The following is an 18,106-nucleotide window of genomic DNA, read 5'->3' as shown; positions in this document are numbered from 1 at the left end:
CAAACCTTTCTGGAAGCGCTGAAGACTGCGGTCGGCGCGTACGGGGCTGAAGAAGAAAAGCGCCGCCGGCCGAGACAGTTCCAGCTTGGCCCGATCAGGCCTTTTGATTCTTGGTGGCGTAGTCGACGGCGTTTTGCACCGTGGTGATCTTCTCGGCGTCTTCGTCGGGAATCTCGATGCCGAACTCGTCTTCGAGTGCCATCACCAGTTCGACCGTGTCGAGCGAGTCTGCGCCGAGGTCAGCCACGAAGGCCTTCTCGTTGGTTACTTGGGACTCTTCCACGCCGAGTTGCTCGGCGATGATTTTCTTGACACGTGCTTCGATATCGCTCATTTGGTTCCCTCTGAGGGTTGTAGGTAACAGTGGATTTTAGCCGGGCGCATTGTGGCATTTGCCGTGCGCCCGGTACGGGAAAAGATTGCGCCTTGCGGCTACATGTGCATGCCGCCGTTGACGTGCAGTTCCTGCCCCGTCACGTAGGACGCCTGGGGCGACGCGAGGTAGGCCACGGCATGTGCGATGTCGGCCGGCTTGCCCAGGTGGCCCAGCGGAATCTGCTGCAGCAGCGCCTGCTGCTGTGCTTCGGGCAGGCTGGCCGTCATGTCGGTTTCGATGAAGCCCGGCGCCACGCAGTTGACCGTGATGTTGCGGCTGCCCAGTTCGCGCGCCAGTGCGCGGGTCATGCCCGCCACGCCGGCCTTGGCCGCCGCGTAGTTGGCCTGGCCGGCATTGCCGGAGGCGCCCACCACGCTCGTGATGCTGATGATGCGGCCATAGCGCTGCTTCATCATCGGGCGGATCACCGCGCGCGAGAGGCGGAACACGGCCTTGAGATTGGTGTCGAGCACCGCGTCCCAGTCGTCGTCCTTCATGCGCATGGCCAGCGTGTCGCGCGTGATGCCGGCGTTGTTGACCAGCACATGGATCGCGCCGTAGGCCTTCACGATCTCGTCGATCAGCGCCTCGACCGCGACGGCGTCGTTCACGTCGAGCGCACGGCCGCGGCCGTCGAAGGCGCTGAGCGCCGAAGTGATCTTGGCCGCGCTGTCCTCGGTGGTGCCGGTGCCGACCACCTTGACGCCGCGCTGCGCCAGCTCGAGCGCGATGGCCGCGCCGATGCCGCGCGATGCGCCGGTGACCAGGGCGACCTGCCCTTCGAATTTGGGAATGCTCATAAAAGAAGTGTCTGGGCCCGCGCCGTTCAGCCGGCGAGCGATTGTCGGGTGTCCGCGAGCGTCGCCGGGTCGTACACCGACGCGGCTTCCAGCTCGGGGGCGATGCGCTTGACCATGCCGGCCAGCACCTTGCCCGGCCCGCACTCGATGATGGAGGCTACGCCGCGCAGTTTCAAGGCCTGCACGCTTTCGACCCAGCGAACCGGTCCGGCGGCCTGGCGCACCAGGGCGTCGCGGATGCGCGCGGGATCGGTCTCGACCGCGACGTCGATGTTGTTCAACACCGGAATCTGCGGGGGAGCCAATGCGAGGGTGGCGAGCTTTTCGCGCAGCGCCTCGGCGGCAGGCTTCATCAGGCTCGAATGGAACGGCGCCGACACCGGCAGCAGCAGCGCGCGCTTGGCGCCGCCGGCCTTGAGCAGCTCGCAGGCCTTGTCGACGGCCGCCTTGCTGCCCGCTATCACGGTCTGCATCGGATCGTTGAAATTCACCGCCTCGACGATCTCGGCGCTGCCTGCACCGAAGGACGCCGTGGCTTCCGCACAGCCCGCCACCACCTTGCCGGAGTCCATGCCCAGCACCGCCGCCATGGCGCCGACGCCGACCGGCACGGCCTGCTGCATGGCCCGCGCCCGGAAGCGCACCAGCGGCGCGGCCTGCGCGAGCGTCAGCACGCCCGACGCAACCAGCGCGGAATATTCACCCAGCGAATGCCCCGCCACCACCGAGGGGGTGGGCCCGCCTTCGGCCAGCCAGGCGCGCCAGGCGGCAACGCCGGCCACCAGCATCACCGGCTGGGTGTTGGTGGTCAGCGCCAGTTCTTCCTTCGGGCCGTTCTTGATCAGCCCGCCGATGTCTTCGCCCAGCGCTTCGGAGGCTTCGCGCAGGGTTTCGGCCACGGACGGGTGATCGCCCCAGGCATCGAGCATGCCGACGGCCTGGGAGCCCTGACCCGGGAAGACAAAAGCAAAGGATTTCATTTTTATCAAAAGCGTCGTGTCGCATCGCAGCCCGGAAGGGCACGGCCATGCGCTACAGATTCAATAGCACCGCGCCCCAGGTGAAGCCACCGCCCACGCCTTCCAGCATGACGGTTTCGCCCTTCTTCACCTTGCCGGACCGCACGGCCTCGTCGAGCGCCAGCGGAATCGACGCGGCCGAGGTGTTGCCATGCTCGTTGACGGTGACGATGAGCTTTTCACGCGGAAGCTTCAGCTTCTTGGCCGTGCCTTCCATGATGCGGATGTTGGCCTGGTGCGGAATGAGCCAGTCGATGTCGGCCTCGGTCTTGCCCGCCTTCGCCAGCGTGGCGCGGGCAGCGTCCTCGAGCACGCGCACCGCGAGCTTGAACACGGCCTGTCCGTCCATGTGCAGCAGCGGCGTGCCCAGCACGTTGCCGCCGGAGACGTGGCCCGGCACGCAAAGGATGCCGACGTGCTTGCCATCCGCGTGCAGGTCGCTCGCCAGGATGCCCGGCTCCTCGCTGGCCTCGAGCACCACGGCGCCGGCGCCGTCGCCGAACAGCACGCAGGTGGTGCGGTCGTTGAAATCGAGGATGCGCGAGAACACCTCGGCGCCGACCACCAGCGCGCAGCGCGCGGTGCCGGTGCGGATCATGGCGTCGGCCACGGTCAGCGCATAGACGAAGCCGCTGCAGACTGCCTGGACATCGAAGGCCGGGCAGCCGGCCACGCCGAGCTTGTTCTGGAGAATGGCCGCCGACGAGGGAAACACCATGTCGGGCGTCGACGTCGCGACGATGATCAGGTCGATGTCTTCCGCCTTGCGGCCTGCGGCTTCGAGTGCGTGCCTGGCGGCCTCGAGGCCGAGATCGCTGCTCGTGACCTCGGGCGCCGCGAAGTGCCGCGCATGGATGCCGGTGCGCTCGACGATCCACTGGTTCGAGGTTTCGATGCCGCGCGTTGCCAATTCCTTGGCAAGGTCGTCATTGGTCACCCGGCGCGGCGGCAGATAGCTGCCGGTGCCGGTGATGCGTGAATATGGGCTCATCAAACGTGAAGGGCTGTCGCGTCGGCTGGCACCGCGGGCTCCTGCCGCGCGAGCAATGGCGCGGCGTGAGCGATGCGGGCCCGCACGCGATCGAGCAGGTTGTTGCGAGCGGCATCATAAGCGCGATCCAGCGCATGCCCGAAAGCCACTTCGTCAGCCGAGCCATGGCTCTTGAAAACCAGGCCGCGCAGGCCCAGCAGCGCCGCGCCGTTGTACCGGCGGTGGTCAAGCCGGTTTTTAAACGCTTTTAAGACTGGATAGGCAACAATTGCTGCCGCCTTCGTGAAAATGCTCCGCGAGAATTCGACGCGGATGAACTCGCCGATCATCGAGGCCACGCCTTCGCTGGCCTTCAGCGCCACGTTTCCGACAAAACCGTCACAGACGACGATATCTGTCGTGCCCTTGAAAATATCGTTACCTTCCACGTTGCCGTAGAAGTTCAGATCCTTCGAGTTAGCGGCTGTACGCAGCAGTTGGCTGGCTTTTTTGATCGTTTCGCTGCCCTTGATGGCCTCTTCGCCAATATTGAGCAGACCGACCGAAGGCGCTTCGTTACCCGTGAGCGCCGAGACCAGCGCGGAGCCGAGCACGGCGAACTGGAGCAGGTCTTCCGCATCGCAGTCGACGTTGGCACCCAGGTCGAGCACCGTGGTCGCGCCGCCCTTGGCGTTGGGAAGCTGGGGCGCGATGGCGGGGCGGTCGATGCCGTCGAGCGTCTTGAGCAGGTAGCGGGCAATGGCCATGAGGGCGCCCGTGTTGCCGGCCGAGATGGCCGCTTGGGCGGCGCCATCCTTGACCTGCTGGATCGCGATGCGCATCGAAGAATCCTTCTTCTTGCGCAGGGCGATTTCCACCGGATCGTCCATGCCCACCACTTCGCTGGCGGCGACGATGCGAGCACGCGGATGCGCGGCAAAGCCCGCCAGTGCCGCCGGGGCACCGACCAGCAGCAACGAGGCTTCGCTGTGGCGCTCGAGAAACGCGCGGCAGGCCGCGAGCGTGACGCGCGGCCCATGGTCGCCTCCCATGCAATCCACGGCGAGCGTGATTGCGGAAGGCGCAGCAGTGGATTCGGGGGAAGAAGGCGTAGCCATCAAAACAAAGGCCCGACGCTACGGCAAAAGTAGCTTCGGGCCTCGGCCTTGGGATGCGAGATCAGGCTTCGGACTTGTTCTTGAGCACCTGGCGGCCACGGTAGAAACCGTTGGGGCTGATGTGGTGGCGCAGGTGCGTTTCGCCAGTGGTCGGCTCAACGGCAATGCCGGGCACGACCAGCGCATTGTGGGAACGGTGCATGCCGCGCTTGGAAGGCGACTTCTTGTTTTGCTGGACGGCCATGATGGCTCCTGGACTGTTAGGTGAGTGATTGGATGCGCTCTCTTGCGGTGGCAATCCAGGGGCATGCATGGAATGCCCTTGTCTGTCTTGCTGCTCACGGCGGCGCGCGCGAAGCCCATGATTATAGCCCAGGCGGCGAAAAAGGGCTACTTGCCCTCTTCCGGCTTGCGCGAACGCAACGCGCCGAGCACCGCGAAGGGGTTCGGCTTGGCCTCTTCGGCCGCCTGGAAGTCGTCGTCGCTGGACGAGAGCCGCACCGGGACCGGGCAGACCTCGTGCACCGGCATGACGGGAATCTCCATCAGGAGTTCGTCCTCGATCAGGGTGGGCAGGTCGAAGTCCCGGCTCGCGACGAGCAGGTCTTCCTCGGAATCCTCGTCCTCGGCTTCCGCCGTTGCCTCGTCGGCGACGAAACGGAACCAGCGGTCGACCACCAGCGGCGTCTCGACAGGCGTCAGGCAGCGCTGGCAGGTCAGCGGCACGGTCGCTTCGGCTTCCAGATGGAGCCAGGGCACGGCCTTGCCGTCGGCGCCCGGGCGCTCTTCGCCGGTCGCCGTCCAGCGGACCACGGCGTCGGGCGCCAGGGCCGCCAGTTCGGCGGCAAGGCGCACATAGTTGGGAACCGGGTCGGTGGCGCCGAGGGTGGCGGCAGCGGCGGCAAAGCCGGCCACGTCGAGCCGTTGGGGGGCAAATTCTCTCTTCATCCACACCAGTCTAGCGCGCCGGCCGCTTCACTGCCCCTCACGGGCATGCCTGGGGTTTTGCGCGGCTCCCGCACAATCTGGCCCATGCAACGCCCCTTGATCCTCGCCTCGACCTCGCGCTACCGGCGCGAACTGCTGAACCGCCTGCACCTGCCCTTCGATGTACAGCCGCCTGAAGTCGACGAAACGGCGCTGGACGGTGAAACGCCGCGCGAGCTGGCCGAACGGCTGGCGCTCGAAAAGGCCCGCGCCGTGGCCGCCCGCTTTCCCGAAGCCGTGGTCATCGGCTCGGACCAAGTGGCCGAGCTTGCGGGCGAAGCGCTCGGCAAGCCCGGCGACCACGCGCGCGCCACGGCCCAGTTGCGCCGGATGCGCGGCCAGACGCTGGTGTTCCAGACCGCGTTGGCCGTCGTCTGCGAGGCCACCGGCTTCGTCCAGCGCGACCTGGCGCCGGTGCGGGTGGTATTCCGCGAACTCAGCGACGCAGCCATTGAGCAGTACCTGCAGGCCGAGCAGCCGTACGACTGCGCGGGCAGCGCGAAGAGCGAAGGCCTCGGCATCGCCTTGCTCAGCGCGATCGACAGCGACGACCCGACGGCTCTCGTCGGTCTGCCCTTGATCCGCACCTGCCGGATGCTGCGCGCCGCGGGGGTCGAACTCCTGTGACGCACGGCAAGCTCTACCTCGTTCCCGCGCCGCTCGACTTCGGCTGCGACACCCAGGCGCCACTGCAGGACGCCCTGCCCCTGGGCACGATCCAGGCCGCCGCCGGGATCACCCACTGGATCTGCGAGAACGCCAAGTCGGCCCGCGCCTACCTGAAGCGGATCGATGCCGTCGCGCCGCTGGCGGCGCCGCTGCAGGCGCAGGACATCCGCGAACTGCCGCGCGAGGTCCACAAGAAGGGCGACCACGCCGGCCAGTTCGATGCCCGGCCGTTGCTGGCCGCCGCGCTCGAAGGCCACGACATCGGCCTGCTGAGCGAGGCCGGCATGCCGGCGGTGGCCGATCCCGGCTCCTCGGTGGCGCGCGCCGCGCACGACCTGGGCATTGCCGTGGTGCCACTCACCGGCCCCGTCTCGCTGCTGCTGGCGCTGGCGGCGAGCGGCCTCAACGGCCAGAACTTCGCCTTTGTCGGCTACCTGCCGCAGGATGCCGGCGAGCGCCAGGTGCGCATCCGCGAGCTCGAGGCGCTGGCGCTCAAGACGGGCCAGACGCAGCTGTTCATCGAAACGCCCTACCGCAACGCGGCGCTGCTGCAGGCGCTGGTGCAAACGCTGCAGCACAACACCCGGCTCGCAGTGGCGCGCGGCCTCACGCTCGCCAGCGCCCACGTGCGCAGCGAAACCGTGAAATCCTGGCGCGCCAAGACGCAGCCGGGCACATTGGACGAACGCCTTCCTGCCGTGTTCGCGATCGGGCGTTGACGATGGTGGTGACCGCCGGCACGCGCTGGGCCTCGCGCGCGCAGTTCTTTTCGTCCGGTTTCATCTTTGCGACCTGGGGCGTCCATGTTCCAACGGTCAAGGCGCACTACGGCATCGACGAAGCGCAACTCGGGCTGGCCCTGCTCGCGGCCGGCGCCGGCGCGATGTTCGGGCTGACCAGCGCCGGCCGCTGGATCGGCCGCCACGGCGCCCGGCGCATGGCCGCGCTCTGCGGCTGCGTCTACGCCTTGCTGCTTGCCGGCTTGATCGCGATGCCGGGCTATCTTTTCCTCTTGGCACTGCTGGCAGCCTTCGGCCTTGTGACCAGCGTGTTCGACGTGGCCATCAATACCGAGGCGGCGCAGCTCGAACTGCGCGGCGGCACGCCCCTGATGAGCGGCATGCACGGCATGTTCAGCCTGGGCGGCATGGCCGGTGCCGCGAGCGGCAGCGCGGCACTGGCCGCCGGGCTCGGGGCGCAGGCGCATCTGCTGTGGGTGGCTGCGGCGATGATGCTGGTCGTCGCCTTCTCCTCGATGCACATGCTGCCCAAACCGCCCATCGCAAGCGATGCAGCCCCGGCCGACCATCGCTTCCGGCTGCCCCGCGGCACGCTGGCGGTACTTGGCGTGCTCGCCGCGCTGGGCCTGATTGCCGAGGGCGCCATCTACGACTGGAGCGTGCTCTACATGCAGCAGGAACTCGGCAGCCCGCAGAAGCAGGCCGCGCTGGCCTACGCGAGCTTCTCCGCCGCCATGGCAGCCGCGCGCTTCGGCGGCGACGCCATGCGCGCGCGCTTCTCGCCGACCGCGCTGCTGCGCGGCAGCGGCATTCTTGCGGCGGCGGCCATGACGCTGGTGCTGCTGACCGACCTGCCCTGGCTCGCGCTGCTCGGCTTCGCGGGCGTCGGCATCGGCTTTGCGAACGTGGTGCCGATCCTGTTCGGCGCCTCGGCGCGCGTGCCCGGCGTCGAACCCGCCATCGGCATTGCCGCCGTCTCGGCCGTGGCCTACCTGGGTTTCATGGCCGGTCCGGCGGTGATCGGCCTGCTCGCGCGGGCCAGTTCGCTGACGGCCGCGCTCTATGTGGTGGTGGTCTTCGCGGCGGCGCTCGCGGCCTCAGCCCGCTTCACGGGCGACGACGGCAGCCGCGCCTGACGCGCCCCGCTGCCGCCGGCCTCAGCGCAGCGCCGGCGTGGCGGACTGCAGCGAGCGCACGGTGGCCGCGCCCATGGCCGCGCCGAATTTCTTCGCGAGCTTCTCGGCCACGTTGTCGCGCCGGGTGTAGTCGGTGACCTCTTCGGCCTTGATGACCTCGCGCGCCACGAAGTCGACATTGCCCAACTGGTCGGCCAGTCCGAACTCGACGGCCTGCTCGCCGCTCCAGAAGAGGCCGCTGAAAAGCCCCGGCGTGTCGAGCTTGAGCCGGTCGCCGCGACCGTTCTTCACCACGTTGATGAACTGCGTGTGGATCTGGTTCAGCATGGCCTGCGCATGGGCGCGCTGCGCATCGCTCATCGGGCTGAACGGGTCGAGGAAGCCCTTGTTCTCGCCGGCCGTCAGCAGCCGGCGCTCGACGCCGACCTTTTCCATCACGCCGGTGAAGCCGAAGCCGTCCATCAGCACGCCGATGCTGCCGACGATGCTGGCCTTGTCGACGAAGATCTTGTCGGTGGCGGCGGCAATGTAATAGGCGGCCGACGCGCAGGTTTCCTCGACCACCGCGTAGACCGGCTTCTTGTGCTTGGCCTTCAGGCGCTTGATCTCGTCGCTGATGATGCCCGCCTGCACGGGGCTTCCGCCCGGCGAATTGATCAGCAGCACGATGCCCTTGGCACCCTCGTCCTCGAAGGCGGTCTTCATGGCAGCGATCACGAATTCCGCGCTGGCGTCGCCGCCATTGGCGATCTCGCCCTTGATTTCGACCACCGCCGTGTGGGCCGTGGTCTTGGCTGCGCTCGGCGCGCTGCGCGACATCGCGAGCCAGACCAGGAAGATGAAGAAAACGAGCCACGACAGACGCGTGAAGGTCTTCCACCGGCGCGCGGCCTTCTGCTCGTTGAGCGAAGCGAAGGCGAGTTTCTCGAGCGTTGCGCGCTCCCATCCGGGACGCTGCGTGGGGTCTTTGGCCATGTTTCTCGGCGCGCCCTGCGAGGACGCAATGGGGGTGGCCGGCTCAAAAGGATCAAAACCTTCGGGTTCCGTGCGGTTCGGGTCGGTCATTGTCAAAAGCTCAGGGGATGGAGGTTCCAGGCAGTATGCCAGTGCACCACGCCGTCACGTTCGCTGAGGGCGATCTTCACGAGCCCGCCGCGGCACGGGCCGCCGGCGCATTCGCCGGTGTCCGGCCGGTAGACCGCGCCGTGGGTGGCGCAGAGCAGCCACTGGCCGCTGTCGTCGAAGAAGCGGTCGGGCTGGAAATCCAGTTCCATCGCCACGTGGCTGCACCGGTTGAGGTAGGCATGCGGCTGCCCTTCGAAACGCACCGCGAAGGCCCGGCAGGTTTCGCCGCCGTAGACCACATCGAAGGGGACGGCCCGGCTGCCTTCGACCAGGTCGGCGGCATTGCACAGGGGAATGCGCTGTTCTTCGCTCATGCCGCAATTTTCAGGCGTTCTCCAGAAGCCATGCCTCCAGGCTGGCCACCGAGTGGGCAACGAACAGCGGCTTCAGTTCGTCGAAGCTTTCGGGTTCGTGCGCGCCGTAGCTCACGCCCACGCTCGCGCAGCCGGCATTGAGCGCCAGCTGCAGGTCGTGCGTGGTGTCGCCGATCATCAGGGTGCGCTCGGGCGGCACCTCGAGTTCTTCCATGAGTTCCAGCAGCATGCGCGGGTGCGGCTTGCCGAAGGTCTCGTCGGCGGTGCGCGAGGCGTCGAAGCGGTCGCGCAGCGCGACCGACTTCAGCGCCTCGTTCAAGCCGCGGCGCGACTTGCCCGTGGCCACCGCGAGCTTGTGGCCGCGCGCGCGCAGGGCATCGATCATCTGCAGCACGCCATCGAACAGCACGAGGTCGTCCTGGTGCTGCAGATAGTGGTAGCGGTAGCGGGCGCCGAGCTCGGCGTATTTTTCCTTCGGCACATCGGGCGCGGCGCGCGCAAGAGCCTCGGCCAGGCCCAGGCCGATCACCCATGCGGCGTCGTTCTCGCTTGGCTTGGCGCCGCCGACGTCGATCACCGCCGCCTGGATGCAGCGCACGATGAGCCGCGTGGAGTCGTAGAGCGTGCCGTCCCAATCGAAGGCGATCAGGTCGAAACGCAGGGGTCTGGAGGAATCAGTCATTGGCCGTGGGAGTGGGATGTTGGGCGAGCGCTTCGATCGCCTGGGGCGGCATCAACGCGTGCAGTTCGGGTGGCAGGCCGGCCTGCAGCGCCACGCGCTCGCCCGTGGCGGGGTGGTTGAACTGCAGTCGCCATGCATGCAGGAACATGCGCTTGAGGCCAAGCTTTTGCAACACGCGCTGGCGCTCGAAGTCGCCGTACTTGTCGTCGCCCGCAATCGCATGGCCGGCCGATGCAAGGTGCACGCGGATCTGGTGGGTGCGGCCGGTCTTGATGGTGACCGCCAGCAGCGACAGCGGCGCGGCGTCGCCCGGCAGCGTGAGCCGCGCGAGCACGCGCACCAGCGTCACGGCCCGCATGGCATCGGGATGATCCTTGGCGACCACCCGCACGCGGCGCTCGCCGGCGCCCGCGCCGTCGCCCGGCAGCAGGTACTTGGCAAGCGGCGCATCGAGCACCTTCTTGTTGGCGGGCCAGGCGCCCTCGACCAGCGCAAGGTAGGTCTTGCCGGTCTCGCGTTCGCGGAACTGGTCCTGCAGCGCCACGAGCGCGCTGCGCTTCTTGGCCACCAGCAGGATGCCCGAGGTCTCGCGGTCGAGCCGGTGCACCAGCTCGAGGAACTTGGCGCCCGGGCGCGCCGTGCGCAATTGCTCGATCACGCCAAAGCTCACGCCGCTGCCGCCGTGCACGGCGACGCCGGCCGGCTTGTCGATGGCCAGCACCGCGTCGTCCTCCAGCAGCACCGGGAATTCGCGCGCCGGCGCGGGCGGCGTGGCGCCCTCTTCGGCGCGCGGCGATATCCGTACCGGCGGCAGCCGCAGCACGTCGCCGGTCTCGATGCGGGTCTCGGCCTGCGCCCGCCCCTTGTTGATGCGCACCTCGCCCGACCGGATGATCCGGTAGACATGCGTCTTGGGAACGCCCTTCAGATGGCGAAACAGGAAGTTGTCGAGCCGCTGGCCCGCGGATTCCGCATCGACGGTGATGAACTTGATGGCCGCATGCGGCGCGCCGGCCTCCGCCGCAGCCTTTTGAGCTGCGGGATCTGGAACTGCGGGATTTGGAGCGGCCGCGGGGCTTCGCTTCGCACCTATAATGTTTTTCACCAGCGCGGTCGTGTAAGTGCTTGATTAGACAGAAGTTTAGATCACTGCAGTCAAACGCCCAGGACCATGCTGTGAGGTCGATGCCGCTTTGGCGCCGAACCTGCAAACCCCGCGCAATTGCGCAAAGTGGCAGGCGTGGCGCCCAAGTCAAGCCGACACCCACGAAACACCGATACGGAATACCCAGCCTGCAGCTTCCAAGCTGCAGGCGGATCGAAGCGAGTCCCTTGTGTTGATGCTGCTGATTCAAATGTGCCTGCGCTGGCCCACCTGGCTTCTGCCAGCGGCCTCAGGCATTGAATCATCCGCACCGCGCGCCACCACTGCGCAACCGGCTATCAATAAGATAGCTGCTCAACACCGAATCTGGCTCGCGCCCATCCACGCGCCCCCACCCCGGCTGTCTTCTTGAGCTGACGCTCGAGAAGCCTGCTCGCGCCTGGCGCGGCAGTGGCAGCATCCGGGGCCAAGCGGCAATTCCCCTCGTTTCGCGGGCGTCGTCCGTGCATCGTTGGCCCGTCATGGGCCTGTAGAACGATACATATAAGGACAACGCATCATGAAGCGGATGCTGATCAATGCCACGCAGGCCGAAGAACGCCGCTTGGCCATCGTCGACGGGCAAAAGCTCCTCGACTACGAAATCGAGATCGAAGGGCGCGAACAGCGCAAGGGCAACATCTACAAAGCCGTCGTGACGCGCGTCGAGCCCTCGCTCGAAGCCTGTTTCGTCGACTACGGCGAAGACCGCCACGGCTTCCTGCCGTTCAAGGAAATCTCCAAGCAATACTTCGCCGAAGGCGTTTCCGCCAACCAGGCGCGCATCCAGGACGTCATCAAGGAAGGCCAGGAACTGGTCGTCCAGGTCGAGAAGGAAGAACGCGGCAACAAGGGCGCGGCCCTCACCACCTTCATCTCGCTGGCCGGCCGCTATGTGGTGCTGATGCCCAACAACCCGCGCGGCGGCGGCGTGAGCCGGCGCATCGAGGGCGACGACCGTGCCGAACTCAAGGAGGCGATGGACCAGCTCGAGTACCCCAAGGGCATGAGCATCATCGCGCGCACCGCCGGCATCGGCCGCTCGGCGCCCGAGCTCCAGTGGGACCTGAACTACCTGCTCAAGCTGTGGACCGCCATCGACGGCGCGGCCAAGGGCGGCAAGGGCGCCTTCCTGATCTACCAGGAATCGTCGCTCGTCATCCGCGCGATCCGTGACTACTTCAATCACGACATCGGCGACATCCTGATCGACACCGACGACATCTACGAGCAGGCGCAGCAGTTCATGGCGCACGTCATGCCCGAGCATGCCGCCCGCGTGAAGCGCTACCGCGACGATGCCGCGCTGTTCAGCCGCTTCCAGATCGAGCACCAGATCGAATCGGCCTATGCACGCACCGTGCAGCTGCCCTCGGGCGGCGCCATCGTGATCGACCACACCGAGGCGCTGGTCTCGGTCGACGTGAACTCGGCCCGCGCCATCAAGGGCGGCGACATCGAGGAAACCGCCACGCGCACCAACCTCGAAGCCGCCGACGAAGTGGCCCGCCAGATGCGCCTGCGCGACCTGGGCGGCCTGATCGTCATCGACTTCATCGACATGGACGAGTCGAAGAACCGCCGCGAAGTCGAAAGCCGCCTGCGCGACGCGCTACGGCAAGACCGCGCCCGCGTGCAGTTCGGCTCGATCAGCAAGTTCGGCCTGATGGAAATGAGCCGCCAGCGCCTGAAGCCGGCGCTCAGCGAAGGCTCGTCGATCCCCTGCCCGCGCTGCGGCGGCTCGGGCCACATCCGCGACACCGAATCGAGCGCGCTGCAGATCCTGCGCATCATTCAGGAAGAGTGCCTGAAGGACAACACGGCCGCCGTGCACGTGCAGGTGCCGGTCGAAGTGGCCTCGTTCCTGCTGAACGAAAAGCGCCCCGAAATCGCCAAGATCGAGCTCAAGCAGCGCGTCACCGTGCTGATGGTGCCCAACAAGACGCTCGAAACGCCGAACTACAAGCTCGAGCGCCTGAAGCACGACGATCCGCGCCTCGACCACATCGAAGCCAGCTACAAGATGGCCGACGAGATCGAGGATCCCACCTCGGTCACGCGCCGCTCGCAGGAGCCCACCAACAAGCAGACGCCGGTCATCAAGGGCGTTCTGCCCGATGCGCCCGCGCCCGTGGTGCCGCCCCGGCCCGAACCGGTGCGTGCGCCGGCCGCCATGGCCCCTGCACCGGTTGCGCCGCCCGTCGCGAGCGCACCGGCACCGGCCGAGACCGGCTTCTTCGCCCGCATCAAGAGCTGGTTCGGCGGCGCGCCGGCACCGGCACCCGCACCGGCCGTGATCCCGGTCGAGCCTCCGAAGCCCACGCGCCGTGATGGCGGCCGCCCTGGCCGCGACGGCGAAGCGCGCGGCGCCCGCGATGGCGAACAGCGCCGGGGTGGCCGCGGCGGCGAAGGCCGCGGCGAAAACGGCAGCCGCTCCGGTGGCCGCGACGGCGAACGCCGCGGCGGCCGCGGTGGCGAGCGCCGCGAAGGACGCGGCAGCGAGACCCGCAGCGAAGCCGCCCAGCCGCGCGAACCCCGTGAACAACGCGAGCCGCGCGAGCTCCGCGAACCTCGCGAGCCCCGTGAAGCACGCGGCCCGCGCGACGGCGAACAGCGCCGCGGTGGCCGCGGCGAGCGCCGCGAAGGCGAAGGCCGCGAGGCACGGCCGGCACCGACCGAGCTGATCGACGGCAACCTCGAAGGCCAGCAGCTGGCATCGGGTGCACCCGCCGGCGATGAAGGCAATGCGCCGGCAGAACGCGCCCCCCGCGGCCGCGGCGAACGCCGGGACCGCGGTGAACGTGGCGAGCGGGCCGAGCGCGGCGAGCGCAATGGCACCGACGCCCCGCGTGATGCATCCGGCGACGACAACGTCGCCCCGCAGGACGGCGCGCAAGCCGAACGCGCACCGCGTGGCGGCCGCGAAGAACGCGCGCCGCGAGGCGAGCGCAACGATGGCCGCCGCGAGCGCCGCAGCGAAGGCCAGCCGCGTTTCGCCAACGGCGAAGCACCGGCCAACCTCGACGAAGCGGACATCCGCATCGCCGAGGCCGCCGAAATGGCACCGGCCAATGAAGGCGAAGCCGGCACCGGCGAGCAGCAGGCACCGCGCCGCGAAGGCGAAGAGCGCCGCGGCCGTTCGCGCGACCGCTACGGCCGCGACCGCCGCGAACGCGGTCCGCGCGACGACAGCGAAGCCAGCGTGGCCGGCGCATCGGCCGACAACGCCGAGGCCAGCGAAGCACCGACACGCGAGCAGGCCCAGCCGCTGGCAACGGCAGAGCGCGCTGCGATGCCTGATGAAGAAGCGCGCGAACCGAAGCCGCGCAGCTACTTCGACCGTCCCGCCGCAGCGCCCGCGCCTGCCGCAGCACCCGCTGCGGCCACGGTCGCCACGGTAGCCGCACCCACGGCGGCGCCTGTCGCCGTCGAGAGCAGCAGCAAGCCCGCGGCTGCGGCCAACGGCCGGGCACTGCCGAAGGTGCAGCACTTCGAGCTGCCGCTGACCGAACTCGCGCAGATCGCCGAGAGCTCGGGCCTGCAATGGGTGAACTCGGATGCCGAGCGCATTGCACAGGCCCGCGCAGCGATTGCGGCCGAGCCGAAGCCGGTGCACGTGCCGCGCGAGCGCCCGCCTGCGATCGTGCTCGACGACGGTCCGCTGGTGCTGGTTGAAACCCGCCGCGAACTCGGCGCGATGACGCTGCCCTTCGAAAAGGCGCCTTCCGATGCGCAAGGCGTGAACTGAAGAAGACCGGGCCCCACGGCCCGGGAACAATGAAGAACGGCGCCACATCGGCGCCGTTTTTTTTATGGGGAATGCAAAAGCGGCAAACGCCGCAGCGCGGGGCCGATGCCGATGCCGGTTCAGGCCTTCTCGGTCTGCGCTGCGCGCTTCCAGGCCGCTGCGGCCTGCTCTTCATCGCCGCGCGTTTCGGCCAGTTCAGCCAGTGCCAGCCAGGCGCGCCGGTACAGCTCGGTGTCCTGCAGGCCCAGGCCGGCCTGCATCAGCAGCTGCTGGGCCTTGCCCCAGAGCTGGCGCTTCATGCAGGCCATGCCCGCGAGGTACTGCAGGTTGGGATCGCGCGGGTTGTTGCGCTGCGCCGTTTCGATGCGGGCCAGCCAGTCGGCATCCACCGAGTCGAGCCCCGCCTCGAGCGCGCGCGCCATCTTGACGCGCAGCGTGTCGCCCAGGCCCCGGGGCTGCGACACCATGCGCTCCCAGGCCGGCAGCAGCCAGCCGCGCGCCAGCGACAGGTCGCCGCGCAGCGCCACCATGCGTTGGGCGGCGTGAATCGCGACCTCGGGCATTTCGCGCTCGGCGGCGTCGAGCTCGGCCCAGGCGCGAAGCAGCTGTGCCGGGTCATGCGCGCCCGACAGCAGTTCGGTGGCGAGTCCGCGCACGATGCTCTGCGCCGCGCCATCGGAAAAGGCCCGGTGCTTGGCGAGCAGGCGCGCCGTTTCCAGTGCTTCGAGCGTGCGCCCGTCCTGGCGCGCCGCTTTCAGGCGGATGCGCAGCGCGAGCGTTCGCCGCTGCACGCCTTGGGGAAGCTCCTCGAGCCGGGCCAGAGCCCCGGCGGGATCGCGGTCTTCGAGTGCCCAGCGCGCCGCGCGCAGTTGCACGCCCTCGCGCGTTTCGGGGCTGGCCAGCACATTGCGGTCGACGCTTTCGTTGAGCGCCTGCTGCAGGTGCGCGTCGCGCGCGGGCCGGTCCTGCAGGGCCTGCGCGCTCTCGGCGGCCAGCAGGTGAGACAGCACGCGAACCTGCTGGGCCTGCGGCAGGCTCGCGCCGAGCGCGGCCAGCGTTTTTTCCTGCACCAGCGCAGCTTGCGCGGCCTTGCGCGCGCGCGAGAAGCGGCCCGACAGCAGCTGCACCATGGCGTCCAGCAAGGACGAATGCAGCATGCGTTCCTTTTGCTGCAGCCGCCATTGGCGCGCCTGGGTCGGCAGCGAGAACAGCGCCGCCAGGCCGCGCAGTGCAAGATGGAGCAGCACGAATGCGGCCAGCAGGATGACCAGCACCAGGTTCAGCGACAGGTCGACGCGCCAGGGTGGCCAGAACACGGTGATCGTGCCCTGGTTGTTGCCCGCGAACAGCGCCACCGCCGCCGCGACGGCGAACAGCGCGAGGAGCCAGAGCGCGGCTCTCACGTCAGCGCCCCGCCGCCGCCGTGGCCAGCGCGGACAGGGTGTCGTCGATGCGCGGGGGTTCGGCGGTTTTCACCAGCGCCTGCAGCTGCTGCAACTGCGTGGCGGCGGCCTGCGTGCGCCGCGATGCGGGATCGAAATAGCGGTTCAGCGATGCGGCCACCGTGGCGAGTTCGCTGCGCGCGGCGTCCACCTGCCGCGACAGCAGCGAGAGCCGCGCATTGAGCAGCTTGAGCTTGAGGTTCTCGCGCAGGAAATAGGTCTGGTCGGGTGCCAGCAGCACCGCCTCGGGACGCTCGATGCGCCCGACCCGCACCAGCGACCGCGCTTCGGCGCGCACCGTCAGCAGCACCCGCTCCCACCAGGCGGCGTCGGCGGGAATGGGTTCGGGCTGCCAGGCATTGAGCCCCGAGCCGCGCGTGGCCACGGCGTTGAGCGGCGGCAGGTCGTCCACGCTGCGCATCAGCTCGTCGAGTTTTTGCAGCGCCTCGCCGCTGTCGGCGCTCGCGCTGCTGCGCAGGCGGTCGGCATCGCGTTGCATGGCGCGCTGCAGCGGCGCGAGCCGGGGCTGCGCGGCGCGCGCGATGCGCAGGTCGCCGGACTTGAGGGCCGCGAGCAAGGGTTCCACGCTGCCCGTGACCTGCGCCTGCTGCAGGGCCAGGCGCACGGCCGATTCGATGTCGACCACCAGGTTCTCGTCGCGCGAACGCGAGAGGCTTTGCATCAGTTCCTCGAGCTGCGAGCGCTGCAGCGCGACCTCGGCAACGCGGGTTTCGGTGAGCGCGGCGCGTGCCGCGGTGTCCCGCACCGTGTCGATGGCCTGGCGGGCGAGCGTGCGCGCCTCGAGCGATTGGGCCAGCGCATCGGCGCTCTGGCGCGCCAGCTGCTCCTGCATGCCGCCGACCTTCTGCCAGAGCGAGATGGTCATCACCAGGGCCGCCAGTGCCACGATGGCCAGCAGGCCGAAGCCGATGCGCGAGAGCATCGTTGCGGCGGCCGCCTGCGATTCGGGCGACTGCGCCATTGCCAGCGTGGCGGGCACCGGCGCGGCGGCAGATGGGGGGGAGAAGTCGTCGGACGGGGACGCGGCACTCATGTGAAGGATTCTATCGACGCGACCAGGGCTTCCCGCAGAGGCGGGCACACGCGCACCGAACCGAATCCCGCGGCCCGCGCGGCTTCGGCGATGCGCGCATGGGTCGCCACCGCGCTTGCCGCATGCCAGTCGATGCCCGGCATGGCATCGCGCAGGTTGGCAATGGCCTCCGAACTGCTGAACAGCCAGACCGCACGTCCCGCGGCGCCGTCGAGTGCCAGTGCACGCGCCGCGTCGTCGAAGGATGGCGGCAGGCGCCGGTAGGCGACCACGGTGTCGCGCAGCCCCCGGGCGGCGTCGATCTCGTGGGCGAGCCAATCGCGCCCGCTCGGGTGGCCGGCCGCATCGCCGCCGCGCACGATCAGCACGCGCACGCCCTGGCCGACCTGCCCTCTCACACGCTCCCACAGGGCCTCGGAGTCGAAGCGGGCGGCGTCGGAAGGCGGTGCGTCGATGGCGTCTTGCGGCACGCCGGCACGCAAGAGCGCGCGCGCCGTGCCCGGTCCCGTGGCCCAGAAGCGCGGGCCGGCCGGGCGTTGTCCTTCTTCCGCGTGCAGGAAGAAATGCTCGACGGCGGTGGCGCTCACGAACATCAGCGCCGCGTAGTCGGGAAGATGCTTCCACGCTGCGCGCAACGGCTCCACCTCGATGGCGGGTTCGATGGCGATCAGCGGCAGCACCGCGGCATCCAGCCCGGCGGCCCGGAACTCGTGCGCCCATTGCGCGGCCTCGCGCGCCGGCCGCGTGACGATGACGGGCTTGGCGGCCATCGTTGTTTGAAG

At 68.7% G+C, this 18,106-nt stretch carries 18 protein-coding genes; 4 read left to right on the top strand and 14 right to left on the bottom strand.

Annotated elements, in window-relative coordinates; genetic code table 11:
• Positions 1-94 precede the first annotated feature (94 nt).
• The 7 genes from acpP to RZE77_RS06840 form a co-directional block, all read right to left on the bottom strand.
• Entirely contained in the window at positions 95-334 is a 240-nt protein-coding gene (gene acpP, locus RZE77_RS06870; protein ID WP_007830471.1) for an acyl carrier protein, read from the bottom strand.
• Between the two features lie 98 nt (positions 335-432).
• The gene (gene fabG / locus RZE77_RS06865; protein ID WP_319441227.1) at positions 433-1,176 is read right to left on the bottom strand and encodes a 3-oxoacyl-ACP reductase FabG; all 744 of its coding nucleotides are present in this window, start codon (positions 1,174-1,176) and stop codon (positions 433-435) included.
• Positions 1,177-1,202: 26 nt separating this feature from the next.
• Positions 1,203-2,156, bottom strand: coding sequence for an ACP S-malonyltransferase (gene fabD, locus RZE77_RS06860; RefSeq protein ID WP_319441226.1), 954 nt, complete (start codon positions 2,154-2,156; stop codon positions 1,203-1,205).
• A 52-nt stretch (positions 2,157-2,208) separates the two neighbouring features.
• Positions 2,209-3,186 carry a beta-ketoacyl-ACP synthase III gene (locus tag RZE77_RS06855; protein ID WP_319441225.1) on the bottom strand — a complete coding sequence of 326 codons (978 nt, stop codon included), beginning with the start codon at positions 3,184-3,186 and terminating at the stop codon, positions 2,209-2,211.
• The gene (gene plsX, locus RZE77_RS06850) at positions 3,186-4,283 is read right to left on the bottom strand and encodes a phosphate acyltransferase PlsX (RefSeq protein WP_405547132.1); all 1,098 of its coding nucleotides are present in this window, start codon (positions 4,281-4,283) and stop codon (positions 3,186-3,188) included. The genes RZE77_RS06855 and plsX overlap by 1 nt, the downstream gene beginning before the upstream one ends.
• 61 nt (positions 4,284-4,344) lie before the next feature.
• The gene (gene rpmF, locus RZE77_RS06845) at positions 4,345-4,527 is read right to left on the bottom strand and encodes a 50S ribosomal protein L32 (RefSeq protein ID WP_007830466.1); all 183 of its coding nucleotides are present in this window, start codon (positions 4,525-4,527) and stop codon (positions 4,345-4,347) included.
• Between the two features lie 146 nt (positions 4,528-4,673).
• Positions 4,674-5,231, bottom strand: coding sequence for a YceD family protein (locus RZE77_RS06840; protein ID WP_319430616.1), 558 nt, complete (start codon positions 5,229-5,231; stop codon positions 4,674-4,676).
• An 84-nt stretch (positions 5,232-5,315) separates the two neighbouring features.
• On the opposite strand from RZE77_RS06840, the gene RZE77_RS06835 reads away from it, so the two are divergent.
• From RZE77_RS06835 to RZE77_RS06825, 3 genes are read left to right on the top strand one after another with little or no spacing between them, the layout of a single operon-like run.
• On the top strand, positions 5,316-5,897 hold the full coding sequence (locus RZE77_RS06835; RefSeq protein WP_319441224.1) for a Maf family protein: 582 nt from the start codon (positions 5,316-5,318) through the stop codon (positions 5,895-5,897).
• The gene (locus RZE77_RS06830; RefSeq protein ID WP_319441223.1) at positions 5,894-6,658 is read left to right on the top strand and encodes an SAM-dependent methyltransferase; all 765 of its coding nucleotides are present in this window, start codon (positions 5,894-5,896) and stop codon (positions 6,656-6,658) included. The genes RZE77_RS06835 and RZE77_RS06830 overlap by 4 nt, the downstream gene beginning before the upstream one ends.
• A gap of 2 nt (positions 6,659-6,660) precedes the next feature.
• The gene (locus tag RZE77_RS06825; RefSeq protein WP_319441222.1) at positions 6,661-7,815 is read left to right on the top strand and encodes an MFS transporter; all 1,155 of its coding nucleotides are present in this window, start codon (positions 6,661-6,663) and stop codon (positions 7,813-7,815) included.
• Positions 7,816-7,836: 21 nt separating this feature from the next.
• Here RZE77_RS06825 and RZE77_RS06820 read toward each other — a convergent pair whose 3' ends face one another.
• Genes RZE77_RS06820 through RZE77_RS06805 form a run of 4 tightly spaced genes read right to left on the bottom strand, consistent with a single transcriptional unit; the run spans position 7,837 to position 11,041 of the window.
• Positions 7,837-8,880 carry a S49 family peptidase gene (locus RZE77_RS06820; RefSeq protein WP_319430610.1) on the bottom strand — a complete coding sequence of 348 codons (1,044 nt, stop codon included), beginning with the start codon at positions 8,878-8,880 and terminating at the stop codon, positions 7,837-7,839.
• A 2-nt stretch (positions 8,881-8,882) separates the two neighbouring features.
• On the bottom strand, positions 8,883-9,254 hold the full coding sequence (locus tag RZE77_RS06815) for a Rieske (2Fe-2S) protein (RefSeq protein WP_319441221.1): 372 nt from the start codon (positions 9,252-9,254) through the stop codon (positions 8,883-8,885).
• Positions 9,255-9,264: 10 nt separating this feature from the next.
• A complete protein-coding gene (locus RZE77_RS06810) occupies positions 9,265-9,936 on the bottom strand; it encodes an HAD family hydrolase (RefSeq protein WP_018903243.1) in 672 nt (223 codons plus the stop codon).
• Complete coding sequence (locus RZE77_RS06805; protein WP_319441220.1) at positions 9,929-11,041, bottom strand: RluA family pseudouridine synthase; 1,113 nt, start codon at positions 11,039-11,041, stop codon at positions 9,929-9,931. Before RZE77_RS06805 ends, RZE77_RS06810 begins: the two co-directional genes overlap by 8 nt.
• A 559-nt stretch (positions 11,042-11,600) precedes the next feature.
• On the opposite strand from RZE77_RS06805, the gene RZE77_RS06800 reads away from it, so the two are divergent.
• On the top strand, positions 11,601-14,828 hold the full coding sequence (locus RZE77_RS06800) for an Rne/Rng family ribonuclease (protein ID WP_319441219.1): 3,228 nt from the start codon (positions 11,601-11,603) through the stop codon (positions 14,826-14,828).
• Positions 14,829-14,947: 119 nt separating this feature from the next.
• Here the strand turns inward: RZE77_RS06800 and RZE77_RS06795 are convergent, their stop codons facing one another.
• Genes RZE77_RS06795 through RZE77_RS06785 form a run of 3 tightly spaced genes read right to left on the bottom strand, consistent with a single transcriptional unit; the run spans position 14,948 to position 18,094 of the window.
• Positions 14,948-16,231, bottom strand: a complete 1,284-nt coding sequence (locus RZE77_RS06795) for a heme biosynthesis HemY N-terminal domain-containing protein (RefSeq protein ID WP_319441218.1) — start codon at positions 16,229-16,231, stop codon at positions 14,948-14,950.
• Position 16,232: 1 nt separating this feature from the next.
• A complete protein-coding gene (locus tag RZE77_RS06790; RefSeq protein WP_319441217.1) occupies positions 16,233-17,324 on the bottom strand; it encodes a uroporphyrinogen-III C-methyltransferase in 1,092 nt (363 codons plus the stop codon).
• On the bottom strand, positions 17,321-18,094 hold the full coding sequence (locus tag RZE77_RS06785; RefSeq protein WP_319441216.1) for a uroporphyrinogen-III synthase: 774 nt from the start codon (positions 18,092-18,094) through the stop codon (positions 17,321-17,323). Before RZE77_RS06785 ends, RZE77_RS06790 begins: the two co-directional genes overlap by 4 nt.
• Between the last annotated feature and the right edge of the window lie 12 nt (positions 18,095-18,106).

This window comes from Variovorax sp. SPNA7 (assembly GCF_033807855.1).
GTDB lineage: Bacteria > Pseudomonadota > Gammaproteobacteria > Burkholderiales > Burkholderiaceae_C > Variovorax > Variovorax beijingensis.
Note: the sequence above shows the minus strand (reverse complement) of the source record. Positions and strands in the feature narration are given on the sequence as shown.

Bases quoted from the DNA above. Each gene is read 5' to 3' on its own strand.
- acpP (WP_007830471.1), bottom strand. From the start codon at position 334: ATGAGCGATATCGAAGCACGTGTCAAGAAAATCATCGCCGAGCAACTC.
- fabG (WP_319441227.1), bottom strand. From the start codon at position 1,176: ATGAGCATTCCCAAATTCGAAGGGCAGGTCGCCCTGGTCACCGGCGCA.
- fabD (WP_319441226.1), bottom strand. From the start codon at position 2,156: ATGAAATCCTTTGCTTTTGTCTTCCCGGGTCAGGGCTCCCAGGCCGTC.
- RZE77_RS06855 (WP_319441225.1), bottom strand. From the start codon at position 3,186: ATGAGCCCATATTCACGCATCACCGGCACCGGCAGCTATCTGCCGCCG.
- plsX (WP_405547132.1), bottom strand. From the start codon at position 4,283: ATGGCTACGCCTTCTTCCCCCGAATCCACTGCTGCGCCTTCCGCAATC.
- rpmF (WP_007830466.1), bottom strand. From the start codon at position 4,527: ATGGCCGTCCAGCAAAACAAGAAGTCGCCTTCCAAGCGCGGCATGCAC.
- RZE77_RS06840 (WP_319430616.1), bottom strand. From the start codon at position 5,231: ATGAAGAGAGAATTTGCCCCCCAACGGCTCGACGTGGCCGGCTTTGCC.
- RZE77_RS06835 (WP_319441224.1), top strand. From the start codon at position 5,316: ATGCAACGCCCCTTGATCCTCGCCTCGACCTCGCGCTACCGGCGCGAA.
- RZE77_RS06825 (WP_319441222.1), top strand. From the start codon at position 6,661: ATGGTGGTGACCGCCGGCACGCGCTGGGCCTCGCGCGCGCAGTTCTTT.
- RZE77_RS06820 (WP_319430610.1), bottom strand. From the start codon at position 8,880: ATGACCGACCCGAACCGCACGGAACCCGAAGGTTTTGATCCTTTTGAG.
- RZE77_RS06815 (WP_319441221.1), bottom strand. From the start codon at position 9,254: ATGAGCGAAGAACAGCGCATTCCCCTGTGCAATGCCGCCGACCTGGTC.
- RZE77_RS06810 (WP_018903243.1), bottom strand. From the start codon at position 9,936: ATGACTGATTCCTCCAGACCCCTGCGTTTCGACCTGATCGCCTTCGAT.
- RZE77_RS06800 (WP_319441219.1), top strand. From the start codon at position 11,601: ATGAAGCGGATGCTGATCAATGCCACGCAGGCCGAAGAACGCCGCTTG.
- RZE77_RS06790 (WP_319441217.1), bottom strand. From the start codon at position 17,324: ATGAGTGCCGCGTCCCCGTCCGACGACTTCTCCCCCCCATCTGCCGCC.
- RZE77_RS06785 (WP_319441216.1), bottom strand. From the start codon at position 18,094: ATGGCCGCCAAGCCCGTCATCGTCACGCGGCCGGCGCGCGAGGCCGCG.